The sequence below is a fragment of the Odoribacter laneus YIT 12061 genome, assembly GCF_000243215.1.
Taxonomy (GTDB): domain Bacteria; phylum Bacteroidota; class Bacteroidia; order Bacteroidales; family Marinifilaceae; genus Culturomica; species Culturomica lanea.
The window spans coordinates 2,709,387-2,731,894 of sequence record NZ_JH594596.1 but is presented as its reverse complement, the minus strand read 5'-3'; the positions used below and the strand labels follow the sequence as shown (position 1 = coordinate 2,731,894).

Annotated in this window: 20 protein-coding genes and 1 tRNA gene; 7 read left to right on the top strand and 14 right to left on the bottom strand. The window is 39.6% G+C overall.

The window, feature by feature from the left end:
- Nucleotides 1-211: 211 nt before the first annotated feature.
- Nucleotides 212-2,731 carry an ATP-binding protein gene (locus tag HMPREF9449_RS11385; RefSeq protein WP_009137414.1) on the bottom strand — a complete coding sequence of 840 codons (2,520 nt, stop codon included), beginning with the start codon at nucleotides 2,729-2,731 and terminating at the stop codon, nucleotides 212-214.
- A 176-nt stretch (nucleotides 2,732-2,907) separates the two neighbouring features.
- Here HMPREF9449_RS11385 and HMPREF9449_RS11380 point away from each other — a divergent pair, with 176 nt between their 5' ends.
- The gene (locus tag HMPREF9449_RS11380; protein WP_009137413.1) at nucleotides 2,908-3,321 is read left to right on the top strand and encodes a DUF1016 N-terminal domain-containing protein; all 414 of its coding nucleotides are present in this window, start codon (nucleotides 2,908-2,910) and stop codon (nucleotides 3,319-3,321) included.
- Between the two features lie 22 nt (nucleotides 3,322-3,343).
- On the opposite strand, the gene HMPREF9449_RS11375 is transcribed toward HMPREF9449_RS11380, so the two are convergent.
- The 9 genes from HMPREF9449_RS11375 to dprA all read right to left on the bottom strand — a co-directional run bounded on the left by HMPREF9449_RS11375 (nucleotide 3,344) and on the right by dprA (nucleotide 10,754).
- Nucleotides 3,344-3,415: transfer RNA gene (locus HMPREF9449_RS11375), tRNA-Arg, on the bottom strand.
- Between the two features lie 68 nt (nucleotides 3,416-3,483).
- A complete protein-coding gene (locus tag HMPREF9449_RS11370) occupies nucleotides 3,484-3,957 on the bottom strand; it encodes an ExbD/TolR family protein (RefSeq protein WP_009137412.1) in 474 nt (157 codons plus the stop codon).
- Nucleotides 3,957-4,529, bottom strand: coding sequence for an ExbD/TolR family protein (locus tag HMPREF9449_RS11365; RefSeq protein WP_009137411.1), 573 nt, complete (start codon nucleotides 4,527-4,529; stop codon nucleotides 3,957-3,959). The genes HMPREF9449_RS11370 and HMPREF9449_RS11365 overlap by 1 nt, the downstream gene beginning before the upstream one ends.
- Before the next feature lie 37 nt (nucleotides 4,530-4,566).
- Nucleotides 4,567-5,007, bottom strand: coding sequence for a hypothetical protein (locus tag HMPREF9449_RS11360; protein ID WP_009137410.1), 441 nt, complete (start codon nucleotides 5,005-5,007; stop codon nucleotides 4,567-4,569).
- A 6-nt stretch (nucleotides 5,008-5,013) separates the two neighbouring features.
- Nucleotides 5,014-5,811, bottom strand: a complete 798-nt coding sequence (locus HMPREF9449_RS11355) for a MotA/TolQ/ExbB proton channel family protein (protein WP_009137409.1) — start codon at nucleotides 5,809-5,811, stop codon at nucleotides 5,014-5,016.
- Between the two features lie 126 nt (nucleotides 5,812-5,937).
- Entirely contained in the window at nucleotides 5,938-6,978 is a 1,041-nt protein-coding gene (locus HMPREF9449_RS11350) for an asparaginase (protein ID WP_009137408.1), read from the bottom strand.
- Nucleotides 6,971-7,762 (bottom strand): TatD family hydrolase, encoded by a 792-nt coding sequence (locus HMPREF9449_RS11345; protein WP_009137407.1) that lies wholly within the window; start codon nucleotides 7,760-7,762, stop codon nucleotides 6,971-6,973. Before HMPREF9449_RS11345 ends, HMPREF9449_RS11350 begins: the two co-directional genes overlap by 8 nt.
- A 266-nt stretch (nucleotides 7,763-8,028) precedes the next feature.
- Nucleotides 8,029-9,363, bottom strand: a complete 1,335-nt coding sequence (gene gdhA, locus HMPREF9449_RS11340) for an NADP-specific glutamate dehydrogenase (RefSeq protein ID WP_009137406.1) — start codon at nucleotides 9,361-9,363, stop codon at nucleotides 8,029-8,031.
- 281 nt (nucleotides 9,364-9,644) lie between these two features.
- Entirely contained in the window at nucleotides 9,645-10,754 is a 1,110-nt protein-coding gene (gene dprA / locus HMPREF9449_RS11335) for a DNA-processing protein DprA (protein ID WP_009137405.1), read from the bottom strand.
- A 459-nt stretch (nucleotides 10,755-11,213) separates the two neighbouring features.
- Between dprA and aroB the strand changes: the two genes are divergently transcribed.
- Genes aroB through HMPREF9449_RS11320 form a run of 3 tightly spaced genes read left to right on the top strand, consistent with a single transcriptional unit; the run spans nucleotide 11,214 to nucleotide 15,137 of the window.
- Nucleotides 11,214-12,257 carry a 3-dehydroquinate synthase gene (gene aroB / locus HMPREF9449_RS11330; protein ID WP_232211418.1) on the top strand — a complete coding sequence of 348 codons (1,044 nt, stop codon included), beginning with the start codon at nucleotides 11,214-11,216 and terminating at the stop codon, nucleotides 12,255-12,257.
- A 19-nt stretch (nucleotides 12,258-12,276) separates the two neighbouring features.
- The gene (locus tag HMPREF9449_RS11325) at nucleotides 12,277-13,503 is read left to right on the top strand and encodes a 3-phosphoshikimate 1-carboxyvinyltransferase (RefSeq protein ID WP_009137403.1); all 1,227 of its coding nucleotides are present in this window, start codon (nucleotides 12,277-12,279) and stop codon (nucleotides 13,501-13,503) included.
- A gap of 38 nt (nucleotides 13,504-13,541) precedes the next feature.
- Nucleotides 13,542-15,137: an aspartate:alanine exchanger family transporter gene (locus tag HMPREF9449_RS11320; RefSeq protein ID WP_009137402.1), complete on the top strand. Its 1,596-nt coding sequence runs from the start codon at nucleotides 13,542-13,544 to the stop codon at nucleotides 15,135-15,137.
- A 30-nt stretch (nucleotides 15,138-15,167) separates the two neighbouring features.
- On the opposite strand, the gene HMPREF9449_RS11315 is transcribed toward HMPREF9449_RS11320, so the two are convergent.
- The gene (locus HMPREF9449_RS11315) at nucleotides 15,168-15,599 is read right to left on the bottom strand and encodes a nucleoside deaminase (RefSeq protein ID WP_009137401.1); all 432 of its coding nucleotides are present in this window, start codon (nucleotides 15,597-15,599) and stop codon (nucleotides 15,168-15,170) included.
- A gap of 237 nt (nucleotides 15,600-15,836) precedes the next feature.
- On the opposite strand from HMPREF9449_RS11315, the gene HMPREF9449_RS11310 reads away from it, so the two are divergent.
- Nucleotides 15,837-17,030: a phosphoglycerate kinase gene (locus HMPREF9449_RS11310; RefSeq protein WP_009137400.1), complete on the top strand. Its 1,194-nt coding sequence runs from the start codon at nucleotides 15,837-15,839 to the stop codon at nucleotides 17,028-17,030.
- A 344-nt stretch (nucleotides 17,031-17,374) separates the two neighbouring features.
- On the opposite strand, the gene HMPREF9449_RS11305 is transcribed toward HMPREF9449_RS11310, so the two are convergent.
- From HMPREF9449_RS11305 to HMPREF9449_RS11295, 3 genes are all read right to left on the bottom strand, one after another.
- Nucleotides 17,375-18,046 carry a potassium channel family protein gene (locus HMPREF9449_RS11305; protein WP_009137399.1) on the bottom strand — a complete coding sequence of 224 codons (672 nt, stop codon included), beginning with the start codon at nucleotides 18,044-18,046 and terminating at the stop codon, nucleotides 17,375-17,377.
- A gap of 15 nt (nucleotides 18,047-18,061) precedes the next feature.
- Nucleotides 18,062-19,873 carry a TrkH family potassium uptake protein gene (locus HMPREF9449_RS11300; protein WP_009137398.1) on the bottom strand — a complete coding sequence of 604 codons (1,812 nt, stop codon included), beginning with the start codon at nucleotides 19,871-19,873 and terminating at the stop codon, nucleotides 18,062-18,064.
- Between the two features lie 129 nt (nucleotides 19,874-20,002).
- Entirely contained in the window at nucleotides 20,003-20,371 is a 369-nt protein-coding gene (locus HMPREF9449_RS11295) for a DMT family protein (RefSeq protein WP_009137397.1), read from the bottom strand.
- 124 nt (nucleotides 20,372-20,495) lie between these two features.
- On the opposite strand from HMPREF9449_RS11295, the gene HMPREF9449_RS11290 reads away from it, so the two are divergent.
- Nucleotides 20,496-21,338 carry an AAA family ATPase gene (locus HMPREF9449_RS11290; protein WP_009137396.1) on the top strand — a complete coding sequence of 281 codons (843 nt, stop codon included), beginning with the start codon at nucleotides 20,496-20,498 and terminating at the stop codon, nucleotides 21,336-21,338.
- Between the two features lie 125 nt (nucleotides 21,339-21,463).
- Nucleotides 21,464-22,492, top strand: a complete 1,029-nt coding sequence (locus tag HMPREF9449_RS11285; RefSeq protein ID WP_009137395.1) for a DUF4435 domain-containing protein — start codon at nucleotides 21,464-21,466, stop codon at nucleotides 22,490-22,492.
- Nucleotides 22,493-22,508: the final 16 nt, after the last annotated feature.

Sequence of the window (22,508 nt, the reverse complement as noted above, 5' to 3'; positions counted from 1 at the left end):
GTATGCAAATGTTCAAGGCTTAAAAGTAAAGAACAGTCCGACTGTAAAGATCGAAAAGTATTTCTTGTTTGTTTCAGATTTCTCTTCCCACTCGCTATGTGGTAAACCTTTGTCTCTGGTTTAAGACAAGTATCAAAAATTTTAATTACTTAGCCTTTACAATTTTTATCCGAAAAAGGGAGAGGACGCTTATGTCTTGTGAACTTTTAGCCTATAGGTTGTTGTCCATTTGATTCTGCAAGGTTCGTATTAATTTCTCTGAGAGATCAATAACTTGGCGGACCCTCTCTTCGCTCTGTTTTTCTGATAACGGATTTTTATCGGAATGCTCTAATTGTTGTAAAGAGGTGATGACTTCTTTTACTTCCAGTTGGCGAAATAATGGCAACATTTTATGAGCTAGAAGCCCAATTGCTTTCCATTGTTTTTCTTGTAAGTATTTTTTTAGTAATTCGATATGTTCTTGGGTACTGCTCGTGAATGATATTAATATTTTTTGTAAGGCTTTCGGATCATTGTCTGTGAATTGGAGAATATTTTTCAGCGTATAGCCCCGGTTTTCTTCGTCGAGAAGATTTTTTTCTTCCGGAGAAGAGGAAAGGTTTAAAGTAGATGATTCCTGGCCGGTTAGACGGAGAATCAATTGCATGAGTTGACGGGAACTGAAAGGTTTACTCAGATAGGTTGTAAAACCGGCTTGCAAGTAGTCTTCTTCTTTTTTATCGGAATCAGCAGATAAGGCTACCACCGGCAAGGATGGATATTGCTTCCGGATTTGTTTTACAAGCTCGAATCCATTCATTTCCGGCATTTGTATATCTGAAAATACCAGGTCATAATGTTCGGTCTGTAGCTTATTTATGATTTCTTGAGGATGGGTCGTAATGAAAGACTGGATTCCTTGATTTTTCAATAAGCCAGCTGCCATTTCCAACTGAAGCGGATCGTCGTCTACCAATAATATCTTTAACCGGGAGAGGTCGGCTGTTTTCGCTGGGACTGAAGGAGAAGGAGTATCTGCTTCTGAGGTAGAAGGATGGGCTGCAGACTTTTTTAACGGTAATTCGATGGTGAAACAACTTCCTTTGCCAGGTTTGCTGTCCAACAAAATCTGTCCCTTTAATAGGTGGACGAGTTTTTGAGTAATTGTTAATCCTAGTCCCGTTCCTTCTGCAGGTACAGAAGAAGTTAAACGGGTAAATTCCTGAAAAATCAAGGTTTGTTCTTCTTTCGAGAGCCCCGGACCGGTGTCTTTTACTTGGATAATCAGTTTATCACCAGGTATATTTGTCGTGACAATGAGGGCTACACTTCCTTTTTCTGTATATTTGATTGCATTGGACATCAGATTGACAATGATCTGACGTATTCGGAGGGCATCTCCTGTATATTCTTTATCTAGTTTATCATCGATATGGAAATTAAGTACCAGGTTTTTGGTTTTCGCCAAAGGGATAAAACTGTCATTTATTTCCTGAAATAGACGGGCTGGATTAAAACTGACATTTTCCGGTTTTACTTTGTTGTTTTCTAATTTTGAAAAATCCAGTAGGTTCATTACCAGTTTTTGTATGTGCTCGGAAGAACTTTGCATGTTTTTCAAAAAATAGCGTTGCCGTTCATCGGTATGGGTTGTATTCAATAGTTCGATATAACCTAGAACAGAACTCAGAGGGGATTTAATATCGTGAGTTACCGATAGCATGAGTTGTTCCCGACTTTTTAGTAATTGATCCGTATAAGTTTTCGCTTTTTCTAATTCTTGTCGGTAGCGTTGATTACGTGTGATATCTTTTAAAATGAGTGTACAGAAAAAGGCTATGAATAAAACGGCGATAATGGCAATTTTGGCAATCATGGCAGCCGCAGAATTCATGACTTCTTCCCGCTGTTTCATACGACTGATGGAGGTGTTGATTTCCTCGTTTTCATAGTCGTATAAAACTTTTTTTAGTTGTTCCGTGATCCTGACGCTTTGGAGCACGATATTGTATTCTTTCTGGGTAATTTGCCGGTTTAGGTTTTCGGTTTCTGCTTGAAAGTTTTCCCAGGCCGATTTCAATATATTCATGATACTGTCAGCGTTTGTTGCAGGGGTTGGCTGATAGAGTGTATCCCATACTTCTTGGTTTGTAACCGTAATTTGTAAAGAGGAATCTGGCTGGCGGGAAGAAAAGATACCTAAAAAACCTTTTTTCTTTTTTGTGCTTTTGATATAGGAACTGTCTCTTGTGGTGATGACCCGTTTCTGAATTTGAGGAATATCTGGTGAGGTATCCCGGTTCGATTCGATTAAAGCTATGGCCTGATTGTAATAATCTTCCGGGTTTTGAGACTTTTTAGCCCGGATCAGTTCTTTGAGGTTTTTAATTTTACTATTGAGCAAGGTATGTATAGTGTCGATACGGGCAATTTGTTCCGGTTGGTCGGTCATGTTTTTTAAAGAATCGATGTTTAGCTCTACTTGTTTTATAATCTGAATGTATTTCCGGAAGGAACTGGGAGAACCGGTTTGTATAAAGGAACTACTTAAGGATTCTGCTTCGTAAAGACCCGTAATGGTATTGCCGATGATAAACAGTTTTTGATTGGCTGTACTGACCAGCTGATCGTTGTCCGTAAAACGGGATATCTGTTTGTATATAAAAGTAATGGCTGCAATTGTCAGAATAAAAAGTAAAATGTAACCACTCACTACTTTTAGTTTCGTATGACGGGACGGTTTTTTCATCTTTTTCTTTTCTTTCTGCGAATATAGTATAAAAATTACACATTAGGGCACGTCCCTAATGTGTAAAAATAAACTCCAATACAGACTTTCTGTTTGGGTTCTGTGATCCTGTGGAGTATATAAAATTGTCAGGTGACTTATAAAAAGCGTATATTTGTAACAAAATTCACTACATCATGAAATTACCTGACCTTTCCTCCGCTATTTGTCAGACCCACATTGCATTGCAGTCCAGTGCACTCAAAGCTATCAACCGAAACCTCACTCTTCGCAACTGGCTCATAGGTTTCTACATCATCGAATTTGAGCAGCGAGGGGAAGACCGTGCCCAATACGGGACCAATCTCCTGAAAACACTCGAAAAACAAGTAAACACCCGCGGGCTTACCGAAACTCTTTTTAAATTATCCCGTCAATTTTATATAATCTATCCGCAAATAAAGGATATGATTGTAAATCAGTTAAATACAATTCGTCCGACACTGTCGGACGAATTCAATCTACAATTATCCTCAACCGTCTTATCAATTCCTGCGACAAAGTCGCAGGAATTACAAAACATAAAAAGAAAACCCAAAACACTGATTTAAGCGTTTTGGGTTTTTGGCTCTGTGATCCCGTGGGGACTCGAACCCCAATCAAAGGAACCGGAATCCTTCATTCTATCCATTGAACTACGGAACCAATTGCGTTTGCAAAAATAATAATTTTGCAAGAAAAAAGGGGATTTTAGATCCCCTTTTTTTTAGTTATTAGTGCTTGGTGACCTTTTGTCTAGCACCATAGTTGATTCTCAAAGAATTAGCTTTACGTAATTCTTGTTTGATATCAGTGACAATACCCATCGTGGTCTCAGACTGGATTTTTAGGTTATTGGTAATGCTGTTCCGGTCTTCCTCTTTCCGGGCTTCCCGTTCAGCAGCTACGAAGGCGCCTACGTCTTCCAGTGTTGCGAATTTATCATTCAGTTGGATACGGGGTTCCGTACCGTATGCTTTCTGGTATTGTAATGTCGGTTTTCCTACATAAATATTACTTACCAACGATTTCTTTTCCAGTTTAGCAATTTGTGTTGCCTGAGGCAGATTATTCTGAATCATAAGTGTTACTTCACGCATGGTCGTACTAACCATAAAGAAGAACAACAACATGAACACAATATCAGGTAATGACGCTGTTGAAATTGCCGGCGTTTCTTTTTTGCCGTCTTTTTTAAATTTTGCCATTATTTTTTACCTCCTATGTTTTTAGGTTCTGCTTCTGATATTGACATGGGCACCCAGTTTTTGATGGCATCCTGTTGTTCAGATGTCAAAGCTGAATATTTTTTACCCCATTTGCTCACGGCTTTCCGGTCTCTTACGTCATTGTATGCTGCTGCTAATTGATCTTGGACAGCAATATACATTTCATAGGATGTTCCTTTATCACTTTGCAGAGAAACGATCCCTTTGGATACTTCTACATTTCCTAACAAATCGACATCTTTTACTATTTTTTCCGGTAAATTTTCGTCGTTTGTCGGGTTCAGTATGAATTCAACCGTTCTCTCTTTTAGCGTAGAAACATCAGCTAATTCACCGTTGATAGCCAGCTGATTGTTCCGGTTTACCAATATTTGCAAGATGTTTCTTTTTGCAATTTTAGGTGCTTCGGTATTGTCAGGCTGATATGGCGGTAATCTCCGGAACATACCGGAATCCACATTCATCGTCGTTGTAGCCAAGAAGAATACAAGCAACAAGAATGCAATATCGGCAGTTGAAGTAGCATTAATTTCTGGTGTTTTTTTTGCCATATTTTTCGTTTTTATCTAATTCCCTATGGGGAAATGATTATCTGAATTTTCTCAGAAGTTCAGTTGCTAAAATAGCAATTATAGCTCCTGCGAACAAGAAATACATTGTATAGATGATGGTATCTGAGAAAATCAGACGTGACGGAACATTGTCCGGGCCTGAGTATCCTACGATTTGCATCGGAGTACCATCAGCCAGCAAATAAGCAAAGAGTATAACTACTGCAAGGGCTACCAAACCTATAAAGCTCTTCATCGCTTGTTTCGGTCTGGTGAATAACCTTACGATAGGGAATATAATTGCTGCTATTATTGCAATAATAAACAGTATATAGGCCCAGTTAAGTAATGCTCCCGTATGTATTGGTGTTGAGTAGAGCTGATCGGGTACTTCTCCCCCGAACATAAACATACCCAATATCACAAGGGTAATGGCGAACATTACAATAGTGATAATTTTTAATATCTTCTCGGTCATGGTTGATTATTTATTTTTTTGATTGTATTTTACTAAGATATCCAACAAACTAACTGAAGCATCTTCCATGTTGTTTACAATGCCTTCGATTTTTGAGTTACAGTAGTTGAAGAATACCTGGAGGATCATAGCTACGATCAAACCACCAACGGTCGTAATCAAAGCCACTTTAATACCTCCTGCAACCAGAGCCGGACTCATGTCCCCTGCTGCCTGAATGTTATCGAAGGCCTCGATCATACCGATTACTGTTCCCAAGAACCCTAACATCGGGGCGATAGCGATAAATAATGAAATCCATGTAAGACCTTTTTCCAAAAGACCCATTTGTACAGATCCATAAGATACAACTGATTTTTCAACCATGTCTACTCCCTGGTCATAACGCATCAATCCTTGATAGAAAATGCTGGCAACCGGTCCACGAGCGTTGCGGCAATATTCTTTAGCTGCTTCAACACCTCCGTTATTCAAAGCTTCTTCTACTCCGTTCACCAATTTCTTGGTATTCGTATCAGAAAGATTCAAATAAATAACTCTCTCAATAGCAACTGCCAAACCGAAAATTAAACAAAGTACAACAGCAGCCATAAATCCAGCACCACCTTCGATGAATTTCTGTTTGATAGCGGCATGCATTGACGTACTTTCTACAACGTCTTCATCCAATGTTGTGGTCTGAGGAGTAGTGGTTGTTTCTTCTGTTTGTGTTTCAGGTTCTGTTGATTCCTGAGCCATTAGCATTGTTGATGCTCCAATAGTAAGCATTCCTAAAACTGCTATTAGTGCAAATAATTTTCTCATGATCTCTTTAACTGATTTTTAGTTTATAAATAATTAAAATTTAACTCTATATATTTCTATATTTATTGCAAACCTTTGTATCCTACAACTGCACTCCAAACGACGGGCCAAGGTACAAAAAAAATGTTAAAATCCAATACGATTTACAGTTATTTCTCCTTTTAAGGCCGAATTTAAACTTTTTTTTGTTTCGTTAGCGTCTTTCTGTTGTCCCAATACATACATCATCTTGCATACTGCAGCTTCAGTTGTAATATCATATCCACTTGTAACTCCAGCATTTATAAGTGCTGTGCTGGTTTCATAGCGTCCCATTTCCACTGTTCCGCCCTGACATTGGGTGACATTGTAAATAATGATTCCTTTTTCACAAGCTTGCTGGATTTTATTTAGGAAAATAGCATCTGTAGGAGCATTTCCCGAACCATAGGTTTCCAGAATCAATCCTTTTAAGCCTGGCGTTTGGATGACGGATTCCAGTAACTCGGGACGAATACCCGGAAATATTTTTAATATGGCAATATGAGTATTCATTTCAGTAGAAGCGGAAACTTTCTCGGTACGGGGAGAATAATCGATTGCTCCATAGTTATAATGAATGTGAATCCCGATTTCTGCTAAAGGCGGATAATTAAAGGACTGAAAGGCATCGAAACTTTCAGCATTAATTTTTGTCGTCCGATTCCCCCGGAATAGTTTTGCTCCGAATAAAATGCATACTTCCGGTACAATTGCTTTATCTTCTATATAAGCTGCAGCGATTTCCAGGGCAGCGATCAGGTTCTCCCGTCCATCTGTACGAATGGTACCGATAGGAAGCTGGGAACCTGTGAATACAACCGGTTTCGTGAGATTCGATAACATAAAACTCAGCGCAGAAGCAGAATAAGCCATCGTATCCGTACCGTGTAAAACCACAAAACCGCAGTATTTCTCGTAATTGTCCAGAATAATCTGACACAATTGAGCCCATACCTGGGGTTTTACATCGGAAGAGTCAATTAGTTCTGGCAAAGTATAGCTGTCAATATCAAATCCGAATTCTTTTATTTCAGGCACTTCGTTTACAATTTGTTCGAAATTGAACGGACACAGTGCTCCCGTTTCAGGATTGTTAATCATCCCGATGGTACCTCCGGTATAGATGATTAAAACGGATTTATTCATATTGACGGTTTGATGCGTTTTCTGGGTGCAAAGTAAATAAATTCATTGCATTTTGCGTCGTAATTTTTTCTATTTTTTTTATATCTTCCTGTAAGATATCCGCAATTTTTTGGGCAATGAGGGGAATGTAACTGCTTTCATTTCTTTTTCCCCGATAAGGTACGGGGGCCAGATAGGGGGAATCTGTTTCTAAAACGAGGGAGAAAAGTCCGGTTTTTAAAAGGACTTTATCCAGCTGGGTGTTTTTAAACGTTACTACACCTCCGATACCGAGCAAAAATCCCCTGTCAATTGCCTGCTCTGCCTGGTTGATGTCTCCCGAAAAACAATGAAATATACCTTTGAGATAAGGATACTTTTTCAAAGAGGTAAAAATTACCTCTAAAGATTCCCGGGCATGTATAATGACAGGTAGATTGAGTTCCCGGGCAATTCCCAATTGATACTCGAAAACTTTTACCTGTTCTTTCAGATAAGTTTTGTCCCAGTAAAGGTCTATGCCGCATTCTCCTATTCCGTAATATTTTCTTGCTCCGAGCTGAGCTTCTAGCTTCCGAAGTTCTGTTTTATATTCCGCCTGGACAGATGTCGGGTGTAGACCGATTAAAGGAAATAATAAATCCGGATAAATGTCGCAAAGTTCCAGCATTTGCGAACGGGTTTGGCTATCGATATCGGGTAAAATAATTTTTTCTACCCGGGCTTCCTTAGCTCTTTGAATCACTTCCTCCCGGTCTGCGGCAAATTCTTCTCCATATAAATGAGAATGTGTATCAATATACATAGGTATCTGTATTTGGTAGAGTAAAGGTAATGATTAATCGGAAATACAAAAAAATTGTAGAAAAGAATATGTTAAACTATATGTCGTTTCTTACTAGTGGTTATATGCGATAGCGTTGAAGGGTACAATGGGTTTATTTAATCTTTTCTGAAATGTATAATAACTACTACAAGTGCAATACTTTTACAGAAAGAGAAGCAAAAAGCCGGCTGAAATTAATTTCCAGCCGGCTTCTTTTTATTGAAAAAAGAAATTATTTTTTCTTTTTATACATGTCCTTGAGCACACATTGCTTCAGCAACTTTGATAAAGCCACCGACATTTGCACCTTTTACGTAGTCAATCTTATCTCCTTCTTTACCGAATTTCACGCAAGTATCGTGAATATCTTTCATGATCTGAGATAATTTTTGATCTACTTCTTCTGCAGTCCAGCTGTAACGCATAGAGTTCTGGCTCATTTCCAAACCTGAAACAGCTACACCACCAGCATTAGCGGCCTTACCCGGAGCAAATGTAATATTAGCGTTCAAGAATTTAACGGCTTCAGCTGTACAACCCATATTAGATGTTTCAACAACCATTTGACAGCCGTTGGCAACCAATTGTTTTGCATCTTCTTCGTTCAATTCATTTTGAATAGCACACGGGAATGCAATATCGCATTTAACTTCCCACGGTTTTTTCTTAGCGAAGAATTTAGCGCCGAATTTAGCTGCATACGGTTCAACTACATCGTTGTTGCTGGCACGAAGTTCCAACATATAGTCTACACCTTCCTGAGTAATACCTTTTTCGTCATAGATATATCCGTCAGGACCAGAAATGGTAACTAATTTAGCTCCTAATTGAACTAATTTCTGAGCGGCACCCCATGCTACGTTACCGAAACCGGAAATAGCAACGGTTTTACCTTTAATATCCTGGCCTTTTTCTTTCAACATATGTTGAGCAAAATAAACCGTACCGTAACCGGTAGCTTCCGGACGAACTCTTGAACCTCCAAATTCACGCGGTTTACCTGTCAATACACCTACGAATTCATTGCGGATTCTCTTATATTGTCCAAACAGATAACCAATTTCCCGAGCTCCTACACCGATATCTCCAGCAGGTACGTCTGTATCAGCACCAATATATTTGCAAAGTTCTGTCATAAAGCTTTGGCAGAAACGCATTACTTCATTGTCTGATTTTCCTTTCGGATTGAAATCAGAACCTCCTTTACCACCACCCATCGGAAGGGTTGTCAAGGAATTTTTGAAAGTTTGTTCAAAACCTAAGAATTTTAAACCTCCTAAGGTTACGGACGGATGAAAACGCAAACCTCCTTTGTACGGTCCGATAGCACTGTTGAATTGTACCCGGTAACCGCGGTTGATTTGTACTTCACCTTTATCATCAATCCATGGAACTCTGAACATGATAACTCTTTCGGGCTCAACCATTTTTTCCAGAATCTTATTGGCTTTGTATTTGGGGTTTGCCTGATAGGTATCCCAAACCGTTTCAATAACTTCTTCCACTGCCTGATGGAATTCGTTTTCACCGACAGTTTTTGCCTTTAAGGCATCCATGAATTCTTTAATTTCTGCTCTCATGTGTATAATTTTTAAGTCGTTTAAAATCCCAAGAGGATTTTAATAAATGTATTTGATTGTATATGACACTTTTTAAACATTTGATTTTCTCAAACGTTTTCAGGATTCAAAATTACCTATTTATTTAATATTCCAAAATTTTTAAGCGTATTTTTATTTGATAAGTAAACCTTTTTTTATTACAATTTATTACTGGAATTTAAAGGTGACATTTAAATTGTTATTAAAATCCGCTATTATTTATAAAAAATGAAATTTTATACTTCTTTTTCCTCTGAATTTTAAGAAATGATGTAATTTTTTCCGGGAAGGGATATTATTTTGCCTTCTAATTCTAATTTTAATAAAAGAGCGATGAGTTCGTTCATTGCAATATGGGTATTTTTGCTTAATTCGTCTATCGGAGTACATCCCTGTTGAGTCAGTATTTTTAAAACCTGTTTCTCTTGATCGCCGGTGTCGAAAAAGTTGAAGCTTGTTTGTTGAGGAGGACTCTTTTTGTCTTTTAAATGAAGTAAGCAGGCGATATCAGAACTGTCTTCTACCAATGCGGCAATGTTTTGTTTGATCAGCTCATTGCAACCTTTGGAAAATATGTCTTCCGGCCTACCCGGAAGCGCCATAACGTCGCGTCCGTATGAAGCTGCTATGTGGGCGGTAGCCATTGCTCCCCCTTTTAAAGCTGATTCCGCAACAAAAGTTGCCTGACTTAAACCGGCAATGATCCTGTTTCGTTGCAGAAAGTGTTGGGGAATAAAGGGCGAAGAGCAGGGATATTCTGAGAGGAGAGCTCCTCCTTGACGGAGGATATTTTCAGCAATATTTTTATGAGGTGCCGGATAAATGAGATTCAACCCGTGTCCCAGTACCGCATAGGTGGGAAAATGTTGAGTAAGACTCGACAAATGAGCGGTAATATCGATACCGTAAGCTAAGCCGCTTACAATAACGAGCCGGTGCCCCCTTTCGGCTAATTCTTTCAGTATCGTCCGAACCCGTATTTTGCAACGCTCAGAAGCGTGACGGGTACCTACAATGGCTAGATAAGGCAGAGACTCGGTAACCAATTGTCCTTTGTAGTAAAAGACTAAAGGAGTGTCTTCGCATTGCCTTAGTAGAAAAGGATAATTAGAATGTTCGACAGAACAAAGCCGTATATCGTACAGGTCGAGATTTTTTAATTCTTCTTCTGCACTTTTAAGGGCAGATTTCCTTTCGTCGGAAAAAGAAAGCTGATATTCTTTTAAAAGAGTCGAAAAAGCACGGGTTTTTTCGTGGAAAAAACCTTCAATACCTCCACATCGTTCTATAAATGTCAGGTATTTTTGTGTATTGAATTTAGGAAGCAATGTCAATGCAACCTGCATTTTCAGGCAACTATTCGTTTCCATGATAAATAAGATAAGGGATATAAACAAATTTACGAAAAAAAGCTGAAAATAAAAATAGGCCTCACTTTCCAATTTAAATCGGAAAGTGCAGGCTGTATTTATCCGGCTGGCGGACGAATCATATTTCCGGAAATCCGGAATATGCTTCCCGGATAAAACAACCTACACTATAGATAAATAGATATTGTAAATTTGCAAATTTAATAAAATATTGCAGTTATTCAAAGGAGGTGTTGCAATGTTGCAACAATATTTCGCTTCGAAATAAAAAATACTCTATTTCAGTTATACGCGGTTTGTTCGGGTTTGTTTTTTAAAGAAGGGAAAAGCGGATTTCGGTGGGAAGTTTTTAAGTTTTGGTTTATCTTTGTTGCGTTTTAAGGTTGTGGAAAGGAGATTGTGGAGCATTTTAATTTTAAAACCTTGAGGAAATAGCAATAAATTAGGGTTGTTTAAACGATGATGGAGAATATTATCTTTACCCGGAATGTAAAGGGCGTTTTGGAGCAGGCATTGGAAAATTTTATACCGGAAAATATTTTTATTTTAGCTGATACCGGTAGCAATAAATATTGCCTGCCTCTTGTGAATCTGGAAAAAATAAAGGTAGAAAATAAGATTGTCATTGGAGAAGGGGAAACGCATAAGTCGCCAGAAAGTGTATTATATATTTGGAAAATTCTATCCGATAGAGGAGCGAAGCGAAATGCTGTTTTGGTAAACATTGGAGGAGGTTTGGTAACGGATATCGGAGGTTTTGCCGCTTCTTGTTTTAAGCGGGGAATAAAATGTATCAATATCCCGACAACTTTGCTTTCTCAGGTGGACGCTTCTGTGGGAGGAAAGACCGGGATGAATTTTAATGGTTTAAAGAATGAAATCGGGACGTTTTCTATGCCTGAAAAAGTAATTATAGATGTTTCATTTTTAAAAACCTTATCTCCGCGCCAGATTTTGTCCGGATTTGCTGAGATGCTGAAGCACGCTTTACTGGCAGGAGGAGAACATTTTGAGGCGGTGTTTTCGATTGTACCGGAACAAATAGAGGAGAGTCGATGGATCGGCATGATTGAAGAATCGGTGAAAGTGAAATATGCCGTTGTGGAAGCGGATCCACAGGAGACCGGTATCCGGAAAGCCCTTAATTTCGGTCATACCGTAGGGCATGCTATTGAAAGCGTAGCTATCGAGCAAGGAGTGGAACTTTATCACGGCGATGCTGTAGCTTACGGCATGTTGGTCGAATTGTACCTTTCTACAGAAAAAATGGGCTTTGATTCCGGCTTATATGAAAAAATCAGCCAGCACATCCGGCAGATCTATCCTCCTTATATGCCTTTGGTGCCTGAAGAAGATTTATATAAATTGATGTTACACGATAAGAAAAATGAACAGAAAGGAGTGAACTTCACTCTTTTGCGTCAGCCCGGGGAATTCTCAATCGATAATTATTGTAGTCGGGAGGAAATAATGAAAGCTTTACAGGTCCTTTCTTCTCAATGATTAAAATCCGCTTAAAGAAATGAATATAGCCGTCTGTTTTAACGATAAAATAAAAGGAATAGTTAGTTTGCCTGCTTCTAAAAGCATATCCAACCGGATTTTGATATTAAATGCATTGGCGGATAGTCCTTTGGAAATCGAAAACCTTTCCGATTGTGATGATACGAAAAGTATGTTGCAGGTATTGCAGTCGGACGTAAATTATTTTGATATAGGACATGCGGGGACAGCTATGCGTTTCCTAACAGCTTTTTTGTCGAGGATTGTCGGTATTTGGGACTTGACGGGTTCTGAGCGGATGAAACAGCGACCGATAGGTGTTTTAGTGGATGCTTTAAATCGGTTGGGCGCACACATTGAGTATCGGGAACAGGTCGGTTTTCCTCCACTCCGGATTTATGGTTCTTATTTGCGGGGAGGTGAAATATCCATTCCTGCTTCGGTGAGCAGTCAGTATATTTCGGCATTGATGATGATTGCCCCTTATATGGCCGAAGGTTTGCGATTGCGCCTGACTGGTAAAGTGGTTTCCCGGAAATACATCGATATGACAGTGGCTTTGATGCGTTTTTTCGGAGCAGAAATTGAGACGAACGGCGATTTTATAAAAATAGCGCCTCTTCCCTATACGCCGGTGCCTTTTCGGGTGGAATCGGACTGGAGTGCAGCTTCTTATTTTTATGAGTTACTGGCGATAGCTGAAGGAGGAGAAATAACATTGACCGGTTTAGAAAAGGAAAGTTTGCAGGGGGATGCCGGGCAGGTGTATGTATGGGAAAAATTGGGCGTAAAGAGTTCTTGGCAGGGAGATAAATTAATGTTGAGAAAAAAAGAAGTGGAAATCCGTTTTCTGGAATTTAACTTTGTCGAAATGCCGGATTTGGTGCAATCTTTTGCCGTTGCCTGCTGTATGAACGGAATCCCTTTTTCTTTCTCGGGAGTAGAAACCCTGCGTATCAAAGAGACGGACCGGATTACTGCTTTGATAACGGAATTGAGGAAATTAGGCTATGAGCTGAGCACAGAGGGGGAAGGGGTGTTGAAATGGGAGGGGACGCTCGCGCTGCCCGAAAAAAATATTTGTATAGAGACTTATCACGATCATCGGATGGCTATGGCATTTGCTCCAGCTGCTTTGAAACATCCCGGGATGGTTATCGTTGATAAGGAAGTAGTCAGTAAATCGTTTGCGGATTATTGGAAGGAACTGCAAAAGCTGGGGTTGGAAATAGAGGAGGTGAAATAAGAGTCGGTTATCGGTATAAAAAAATTAAATAAAACAATATGTTGGTCGGTTTATTACAATCTTCGTATTTCGCTCTGTTTTTAATTGTCGCTCTCGGATTTGTATTGGGACGGATAAATTTTAAAGGTATTTCTTTGGACGTATCAGCCGTGATTTTTATTGCTTTATTATTCGGGCATTTTGGCGTGATTATTCCGAAAGAGTTGGGAAATTTCGGTTTGGTATTGTTTATCTTTACGATTGGGATACAAGCGGGACCTGGTTTTTTTGATTCTTTCCGTTCCAAAGGGAAGGTCTTGATCTTGATTACTTTATTAATTATCGGTTCGGCTTGTATGACAGGGGTTTTGTTTAAGTATTTATTGCATATAGATATGGCCGAAACGGTCGGTTTAATAGCTGGCTCGTTGACAAGTACTCCCGGATTGGCGGCAGCCATAGACAGCACTCAATCTTCTGCTGCCTCCATCGCTTATGGTATTGCTTATCCTTTTGGAGTGATAGGGGTCATTTTGTTTATTAAATTGCTACCCGGCTTATTGAGATTGGATATAAAGAAAGAGGAAAAACGTTTGGAGATGCAACAGAGAGACAAATATCCTGAAATTTATACCGGAACGTTTCGGGTGACCAATGAAAATATTTTTAATAAGAGTTTGATACAACTGCAAATCCGTACGATGACAGGGGCTGTGATATCCCGGGTGAAGCATGGCGACAAGACAGAGGTGCCTTCTGCTAAGACGATGTTATATCAGGGGGATCTGGTAAAAGCTGTGGGGAGTGAATATGCCTTGGCTCAATTGGGCGTATTGGTAGGCGAGCGGTTGCAGGAGGATTTGCCTTTAGCCACTTCTTATGAATTGCAATCTCTGTTATTGACTAAAAAAGAAGTAATTGGAAAGACGTTGGGGAGTTTAAATCTGCAGCAGAATTTTGGTTGTACGGTGACCCGTATCCGGCGGAGTGGTATTGACCTTTCGCCGGAGCCCGGATTGACATTAAAGTTCGGAGATAAGCTTTTGGTTGTCGGCCATCAGGATAGTTTAAAGGAATTGGCTAAACTGTTAGGGAACGATGAAAAGCGTCTTTCTGACACTGATTTTTTCCCCATTGCGATGGGAATCGTATTAGGCGTATTAGTAGGCAAGATCAATATTTCTTTTTCCGATAGTTTTAGTTTTTCTCCCGGTTTGACAGGAGGTATATTGTTAACAGCTTTGGTTTTAAGTTCTGTTGGGAAGACGGGTCCTATCCTTTGGTCGATGTCTGGAGCTGCCAATCTTCTTTTGCGGCAATTGGGGCTATTGTTATTTTTAGCTGAAGTGGGAACTTCTGCCGGAGCGAATTTAGTGGAGACGTTTCGGGAAAGTGGATGGGCCCTTTTTGGGGCGGGAGTAGCCATTACTTTAGTGCCCATGATTGTAGCTGTTGCAGTCGGTTATTTCGTTTTTAAGATTAATTTGTTTGATCTGATGGGAACCATTACGGGAGGGATGACCAGTACGCCAGGATTGGCTGCTGCCGGTTCGATGACCGATAGTGATGCACCGAGTGTTGCCTATGCCACGGTTTATCCGATAGCTATGGTTTTCCTGATTGTCTTTATTCAGGTAATTGCCATTTTGTTATAGTTCGGCTGGAAAGGATATAAAAGATTGCCTTTATCTTTTTTCCTGAAAGAACTTTTTTACCAGTTGACTGCATTCTGTTTCCAGGATCCCTCCGGTAACTTTCGTACGGGGATGGAGGACGGGAGGAGATAATCGTTTATAGCCTCTCTGTGGATCGGAAGCACCATAGACCAATTCTCCTAGCTGGGCCCAAGCTATTGCCCCCGCGCACATTGTACAGGGTTCTAATGTAACATATAAAGTACATTCATTCAGGTATTTCCCTCCTAAAGCGGCTGTTGCCATTGTGATAGCAATCATTTCCGCATGCGCTGTCACATCCTGTAAACGTTCTGTTTGGTTGTGGGCACGTGCGATGATTTTACCTTTGCATGTGATCAGAACGCCTACGGGTATTTCTCCTTCTTCTGCTGCAAAAGCGGCTTCTTCCAATGCTTTACGCATAAATAGTTCATGAGACATAGTGGCTGTTTCTTTTATGAAAGAAAGAAAAAACAAAAGTAAGAAGAAAGAAATGAATCTGGTAATTCAGGACTTCTGAAATTAAAGAATAAATACAATCGTTTGAGTTTTTTGTTAGCGTTATAAACTGAAAATATTTGGGATGCATTTGATTTATTGTTAATTTTAGCGGCAGAAAGAAAAGAGGATACAGAGAAGAAGCTATTCTAAATTAAATAATTATAAACAATTTCAGTTATGCAGACTATTGATACTTATGATTTCAGAGGCAAAAAGGCATTGATTCGGGTGGATTTTAATGTGCCTTTGAATGAAAAACTTGAAATTACTGATGATACCCGTATGAGAGCTGCTATCCCGACTATAAAAAAAGTATTGGCAGGAGGCGGTTCTGTTATTTTGATGTCGCATTTGGGACGTCCTAAGAATGGACCAGAAGATAAATTTTCCCTGAAACATATTCAAAAACATTTGGAAGAACTGACGGGAGTACCTGTAAAATTTGCCGAAGATTGTGTTGGCGAGGTCGCAGAGAAAGCAGCTGCGGATTTGAAACCGGGAGAAATACTTTTACTGGAAAATTTGCGTTTTCACAAAGAAGAAGAAAAGGGAGACGAAGAATTTGCCCGTCAGCTATCAAAGTTAGGGGATGTCTGGATCAACGATGCTTTTGGAACGGCACATCGGGCCCATGCTTCTACGGCTGTTATCGCTAAATTTTTCCCCAACGATAAGTTGTTCGGATATGTAATGAAGGGAGAATTAGACAGTGTGGATAAAGTAATGAAAAATCCGGAACGTCCTTTTACGGCGATTATGGGGGGATCTAAAGTTTCTTCTAAGATCGATATCATTATGAATCTGTTGGGTAAAGTCGATAATCTGATCTTAGGAGGCGGAATGACTTTTACTTTTAAAAAAGCTTTGGGTGGACATATAGGGGCTTCTATTTGCGAGGATGATAAGTTGGATTTAGCTCGTGAGATTATGCAAAAGGCTAAAGAGGCAGGGGTGAATTTAGTACTTTCTGACCAAGCCGTTATCGCAGATAGTTTCAGTAATGATGCCAATACGAAACTGGCCAATCCGATGGACATTCCGGATGGATGGGAAGGTTTGGATATCGGTCCGGAGACCCGGGAAAAATTTGCTAAAGTCATAGAGAACTCCAAGACGATTCTTTGGAATGGTCCGGTGGGCGTTTTTGAAATGCCTAAATTTGCCGAGGGGACTAAAGCAATTGCAGAAGCAATCGTAAAAGCGACAGAAAAAGGCGCTTTTTCCCTTATCGGTGGCGGTGACTCTGTAGCTGCAATCAATCAATTCGGCCTGGCCGATAAGGTCAGCTATGTTTCCACGGGAGGCGGAGCTCTTTTAGAATATATAGAAGGTAAGAAATTACCGGGAATTGAAGCAATACGGGAAGAATAAAGAAGTTTAAATAGAAGGTTTAGCCCGGTATTGCCGGGCTAAATTCATTTTGAAAGTAGATTTAATATACACTCTTTCCCCCTCCGGTCGTTTGCATTTTTAGTCGGGTACTCTTCTCGCTTATCTGGTTTTTTCAGAAAACGATAAGCATTCTTTGAGGAGTATTTCGTTGATCAGTGCATTTGCAGTGCTGAGGAGCGAACCTTCGGTCCGACCGAAATTTGCTGTCGACTGGCAATATTCAGGTCGTATTCCGAACGAAGTTCTGTCAATCAGATGCGGAAGAAGATGCCAATCGGCATTGTGTTGAGCCGGGAGGCTGATCTACTTCTACCGAGGAGGAATTAAGAGGTTAGTTTCCGGAAGGCTTTGGGATTACCTGCCAAAATAAACACATCATTTTCCCCGATGATAAAATTGTCTTCCGGTTGATCCAATAAGCTGATCTTTACTCGGGAAGTTTTTTCTTCCGTCACCGGGTGTTTAATTGCAATAAGCTGCAGATTAAATTCTTTTTCGAATTGTACATCGCTTAGGCGGCGACCGATGAAAGAATCGGGGAGTTTTAGTTCCTGTATAAAATAATTACTGCTAATTTTATATGTAAAAATAGAATTTGCCCATTCGATACGGGTAGTGAAAAGATCTGCATATTCCAGTTCCGGACGGATAATTTCAGTAATGCCCATTGCCTTTAATATGGTGGTATGAATATCGGATATGGAGCAGGCAATGATACGCCGGGCTTTATACTGCTTCAAAAGAGCGACGGCCTGTATGGAAGCTCCTATATCTTTACGGATGGTTACAAAAATAATATCGGCATCTTTTAATGGTAAGGTTTGGATGGCTTGCTGGTTGTTAATATTTAGGCAAATGGTATTTTTGATAGAATCTTTGTATTCATTTATTTTATGGAGATCCATATCTATACCGAGCACTTCATGCCCCATCGCAGTTAATCTTTGGGCGAGTGCTACTCCGAAATGACTTAAGCCCATGATAATACAATTCATATTTTTTCTCTTTCTTTATAAAATTACATTTTCTTCCGGATATTGATAGGGTTGTGTCGGTTGTTGCCGGATCATGCCGATCAACAAAGTCAGTATGCCGACTCTTCCTGCAAACATTGTAATACTGATAATGATCTTCCCGCTGATATTTAATTCCGGAGTTAGGCCCAGGCTCAATCCGACAGTACTGAGGGCGGACACTACTTCGAACAATGCCTGAAGAAAGGGAGCCTGCGGATTGGTGATCAGCAGTAATAGAGTAGCACCTCCTATCCATAGTAGCGACAAGAGGATGATCGCGTTTGCTCGTCGGATACTGGTGGGGGAGATAGTACGCCGAGCAATTTCCACTGTTTTTTTCTCCCGTATAATACTCACTATGTTTTTAAAAGCGACGACAAACGTAGTGGTTTTAATGCCTCCTCCTGTGGACATGGGGGAGGCCCCGATCCACATCAAGAGGAGTATTAAAAAGAGAGTGGAGGGAAGGAGTGAAGTCATCTCTACATTATTGAATCCGGCAGTGCGGGGGGTGACGGCATTCATAAAAGCGAGAGCTATTTTTCCGGACAGGGGAACATCTTGGAGGATATGGTGATTTTCCAAGAATAAAAAAGCAAAAGTTCCTCCTATAATTAAAATGAGGGTAATTGGCAGTACAATCCGGGTCGTTAAACTGATGATATGAAACTGCCCGTAATGGGCGATCGGATTCCCTTTCAGACGGGAAAGAGCATTGTGGAAATAATGTATAAATAATTTCCCAAAATTGAATAAAATCGGAAATCCGATTCCTCCCAAAATAACCAGACAAGCTATCCAACTCTGAAATCCGTATAAATTTCGTACGGCAGGATTGTATAAATTCCCGGGAAGGGTAGAAAATCCGGCATTGCAAAATGAAGATACAGCATGAAAAATAGAAAAAAACAATTTATCCGGCAGGATGTGTTGTGGAATATCCTGGATTTGATTGTAAATGACGTAAGCTCCGAAACCTTCGATAAGAAAAGTAGTGAGGATGATATAAAAGAGAGTGCGGAAAATATTGCTTAAGGAGTTTTCGTTGAGGATATTCTTTAGGCTGAGTTGGTCCCGGAAAGAAACCTGACTGAAAAAAGACATCGCGAAAAAACTGGTAAAAGTCATGACTCCGATACCTCCGATCTGAATGAGTGAAACCAGAATAATCAAACCTGTAAAAGTAAAGGCTGTAGAGGTGTCTACCACAGTAAGTCCGGTAATACAGACAGCACTGGTGGAGGTAAAGAAGGCATCTATAAAATCCAGATGATAAGTGTGGGCGTTGGGAAGCAGTAAAAGAAAAGTACCGACTAAAATAATGAAAAGAAAACTGTAGACAAACATCATTTCCGGTTTTACATATCTTTGGAGAGTGGTGACAATTTGTTTCGAAAATTCAATGACACTGATTGTAGAGAGCAATAGATAAGTAGCTACCTCTATAAAGTGTTTGGAAACTAAGGCGTCCTTAAAAGCAGGCCAGGCTTCTAAAATAATGATGAATACCAAGGCGATCAAAAGTACGACTTCAAACCAGAATCCTCTTTCTTTTTTCACCCCTTGCGGGTCTGAGAGAACTCTTGCCAGGCCGGTGTATAGAAAAATCCGGAGAATTACTTTATAAGTTTCTAATAGAAACAAATGAATTTTACCATCTTCGTGAAAACCGATTTCATAAATGAGGAGGCAAAGTGTTATAAAAGAAGTCAGGAAAGCAATAATGTCGGTTGATAGTTTGACAAACGACTGAAACTTTTGATAGTATTGCCGGATTTTATATTTCAGTTCTGTATGAGGTGTCATTTGTTAACCGATAAATGCTTATGAAAAATTCCGGAAAAACCGGCTTTCTCACAAAATTAAGACAAAATTATCGGTTAGCGGTAATCTTTTAGTGTTTTAGTTCAGACAAACATTTCTTTATAAAACTTGTTATTTCATAAATACAAAATAGACTGCCATAACTAAGCACACACAGGCTGCAATATGATTCCAATGTAAGGCTTCTCCTTTAAAACATAAAAGGGAAAAAATAATAAATACGACTAATGTGATGACTTCCTGGATAATTTTTAATTGCATCAAGGTAAACGGTCCCCCATTCCCTGCAAATCCCAGACGATTGGCTGGCACCTGAGCGCAATATTCAAACAGGGCAATACTCCAGGAAAATAAGATAACGCCAATGAGGGGCCAATGGGTAATGATTTTAGCTTCCTGAAGTTTTAAATGACCGTACCAGGCGAATGTCATAAATATGTTAGACAAAATAAGGAGACCAATAGTTGATAATCCGCGCATAAGACTGAATTTAAAGTACGAATTCCTTTTTTTACACTAAGGTTTTGAAAAACCCTGCAAAAATATATTTTTTATCGTTCTCTTTTTCATTTTTAGTTTTATATCTTTGTAGAAAGAGTCTACTATGGAAGCTAACTTGATACATTGTATAGAGATCCGGAATTTATGGCGGAAATATGATTTGATCTGGAAAGATTTGAATGCGGATGTCAATATTCTGATAGGAATAAACGGAAGTGGTAAAACGACATTTTTTAATATACTGGATGCTATTTTTACCGCTGATGTAAAACGCTTGAAATTATACGGAGTATCTGTCACTGTAGAAGTAAATGATTTTATTGTAAATTATAATCCTAAAACCCCCGTCAGTGAGCTTAAAAACGCTTTGTCGGGAATTCGCTATCAGAAAATCAGTACTTTTGACGTACCGATGAAAGATCGGCCTAAAGCCGGGAAAGAATACAGCCAGCTGTATAATGAATTGCACGATATTGTTTACAATATCGGAGGGGATCGTCCTTCTTTTTCGGATTATCGCTTGAAAGCTACCAACTTTCCGGATCAGGCTGCAAAAATCAATGAGCGGATTCATGCGTTTTACGATACGGTAAACCGTCTTTTTGCCAAGACCGAGAAAACCATTGAAATTGATCCTCATACCAATCATTTGATTTTTATCGATCAGGGGGAGGTGATCCCTTTATATAAACTTTCTTCTGGTGAAAAGCAGTTGCTGATTATTTTATTGAGGGTTTTTCTGATGGAAGAACAACCTTATATTTTATTGATGGATGAGCCCGAGATCTCCCTTCATATCGAATGGCAATATCGTTTATTTGAAGAGATCCGGAATTTAAATCCCAATTGTCAGATTATTACTTCCACTCATTCGCCTAGTCTTTTTGGAGATGGTTGGGGCGATAAGTTGTTTTACATAGAGGATATGGTAAGGGTGATTAGCTAGAGAAAAAGAAAGCTTTGAACGGGAAGGGAAAAGGAATAGAGAAAATTATTTTGTCGGTTTTCGGGGAAAAACGGAAAGTCAGTGCGTGAAAGGATATAGGTTGCTTTACAGATTTGAATTTTTATATGTTTGGGATAGGTGCGGGTATAGAGAATAAGGGTATATTTTTTGCCAATTCAGCAAGACGTTTTGCTTTGGATGCAAAGATGTTTCGCTGTCGGGCAGCCATTCATGTAGAAAATAAAGATGATATCGTCTTTTGGAGTACCATTCTGAAGCATTTCCGACCGAACGACCGTTTCCATTTTATAGCAGGCTCCCGGAATGAATTCGGTCATGAAACCAGTGGAGTGACCCAGTGTCTGAAATATTTTGATTACCTGAGTCATGATTTTTTTATTTGCATAGACAGCGATTATCGTTATCTGTTGCATGAAAAAGGGATAGATGTGAAACATTATGTGTTGCAAACCTATACCTATTCTTTTGAGAACCACCATTGTTTTGCAGAAGGTTTGGACGATGTGTGCAGTCGGGTAACTCATGTCCCCAATCAGTTATTTAATTTTAGTAGGTTTCTGTCGGACTATTCCTCTATTGTATACGATCTTTTTATCTGGCATCTTTATTTTCTCGGATCCGATCCTACCCGGTTCACTAAATATGAATTCAATCAGTTGATCAATCTGAGTAAACACAAAAATCCGGATATTACAGATAATGCCAGAAGGGCTTTGGGGGAACTGAAGCATAAGATAGAGAAAAAAACAGATTATTTCAGACGGGCATATCCGCTGGCCGATTTGGAATTTATCCGGGAAAAATACAAAGCTCTGGGGTTGACTCCGGATACGACTTACTTGTTTATCCGGGGCCATAATGTTTACGATATGATTAGCTGTATCAGTAAGGAAGTATGTAAGGTCTTGTTGAAAAAAGCCAGACGCGGACATCATAGCCGGGAGGCAATTGCAGCATTGTATCGGGATCGTAACAGTGTGGATATAGAACTTCGCCAAAACATCCATTATGGTGCCTATACAGCTATTCAAAAATTGGAGGAGGATATTGGAGAACTTCTGGGAAAAGCAGAAGATTCCGTACCCCGGCAAGGAACGAAAAAAGCAATGTCTGTAGATCATAGAAATTCTTAGAGAATTGTCTAGGAGG

Bases quoted from the DNA above. Each gene is read 5' to 3' on its own strand.
- HMPREF9449_RS11385 (WP_009137414.1), bottom strand. From the start codon at position 2,731: ATGAAAAAACCGTCCCGTCATACGAAACTAAAAGTAGTGAGTGGTTAC.
- HMPREF9449_RS11380 (WP_009137413.1), top strand. From the start codon at position 2,908: ATGAAATTACCTGACCTTTCCTCCGCTATTTGTCAGACCCACATTGCA.
- HMPREF9449_RS11370 (WP_009137412.1), bottom strand. From the start codon at position 3,957: ATGGCAAAATTTAAAAAAGACGGCAAAAAAGAAACGCCGGCAATTTCA.
- HMPREF9449_RS11365 (WP_009137411.1), bottom strand. From the start codon at position 4,529: ATGGCAAAAAAAACACCAGAAATTAATGCTACTTCAACTGCCGATATT.
- HMPREF9449_RS11360 (WP_009137410.1), bottom strand. From the start codon at position 5,007: ATGACCGAGAAGATATTAAAAATTATCACTATTGTAATGTTCGCCATT.
- HMPREF9449_RS11355 (WP_009137409.1), bottom strand. From the start codon at position 5,811: ATGAGAAAATTATTTGCACTAATAGCAGTTTTAGGAATGCTTACTATT.
- HMPREF9449_RS11350 (WP_009137408.1), bottom strand. From the start codon at position 6,978: ATGAATAAATCCGTTTTAATCATCTATACCGGAGGTACCATCGGGATG.
- HMPREF9449_RS11345 (WP_009137407.1), bottom strand. From the start codon at position 7,762: ATGTATATTGATACACATTCTCATTTATATGGAGAAGAATTTGCCGCA.
- gdhA (WP_009137406.1), bottom strand. From the start codon at position 9,363: ATGAGAGCAGAAATTAAAGAATTCATGGATGCCTTAAAGGCAAAAACT.
- dprA (WP_009137405.1), bottom strand. From the start codon at position 10,754: ATGGAAACGAATAGTTGCCTGAAAATGCAGGTTGCATTGACATTGCTT.
- aroB (WP_232211418.1), top strand. From the start codon at position 11,214: ATGATGGAGAATATTATCTTTACCCGGAATGTAAAGGGCGTTTTGGAG.
- HMPREF9449_RS11325 (WP_009137403.1), top strand. From the start codon at position 12,277: ATGAATATAGCCGTCTGTTTTAACGATAAAATAAAAGGAATAGTTAGT.
- HMPREF9449_RS11320 (WP_009137402.1), top strand. From the start codon at position 13,542: ATGTTGGTCGGTTTATTACAATCTTCGTATTTCGCTCTGTTTTTAATT.
- HMPREF9449_RS11315 (WP_009137401.1), bottom strand. From the start codon at position 15,599: ATGTCTCATGAACTATTTATGCGTAAAGCATTGGAAGAAGCCGCTTTT.
- HMPREF9449_RS11310 (WP_009137400.1), top strand. From the start codon at position 15,837: ATGCAGACTATTGATACTTATGATTTCAGAGGCAAAAAGGCATTGATT.
- HMPREF9449_RS11305 (WP_009137399.1), bottom strand. From the start codon at position 18,046: ATGAATTGTATTATCATGGGCTTAAGTCATTTCGGAGTAGCACTCGCC.
- HMPREF9449_RS11300 (WP_009137398.1), bottom strand. From the start codon at position 19,873: ATGACACCTCATACAGAACTGAAATATAAAATCCGGCAATACTATCAA.
- HMPREF9449_RS11295 (WP_009137397.1), bottom strand. From the start codon at position 20,371: ATGCGCGGATTATCAACTATTGGTCTCCTTATTTTGTCTAACATATTT.
- HMPREF9449_RS11290 (WP_009137396.1), top strand. From the start codon at position 20,496: ATGGAAGCTAACTTGATACATTGTATAGAGATCCGGAATTTATGGCGG.
- HMPREF9449_RS11285 (WP_009137395.1), top strand. From the start codon at position 21,464: ATGTTTGGGATAGGTGCGGGTATAGAGAATAAGGGTATATTTTTTGCC.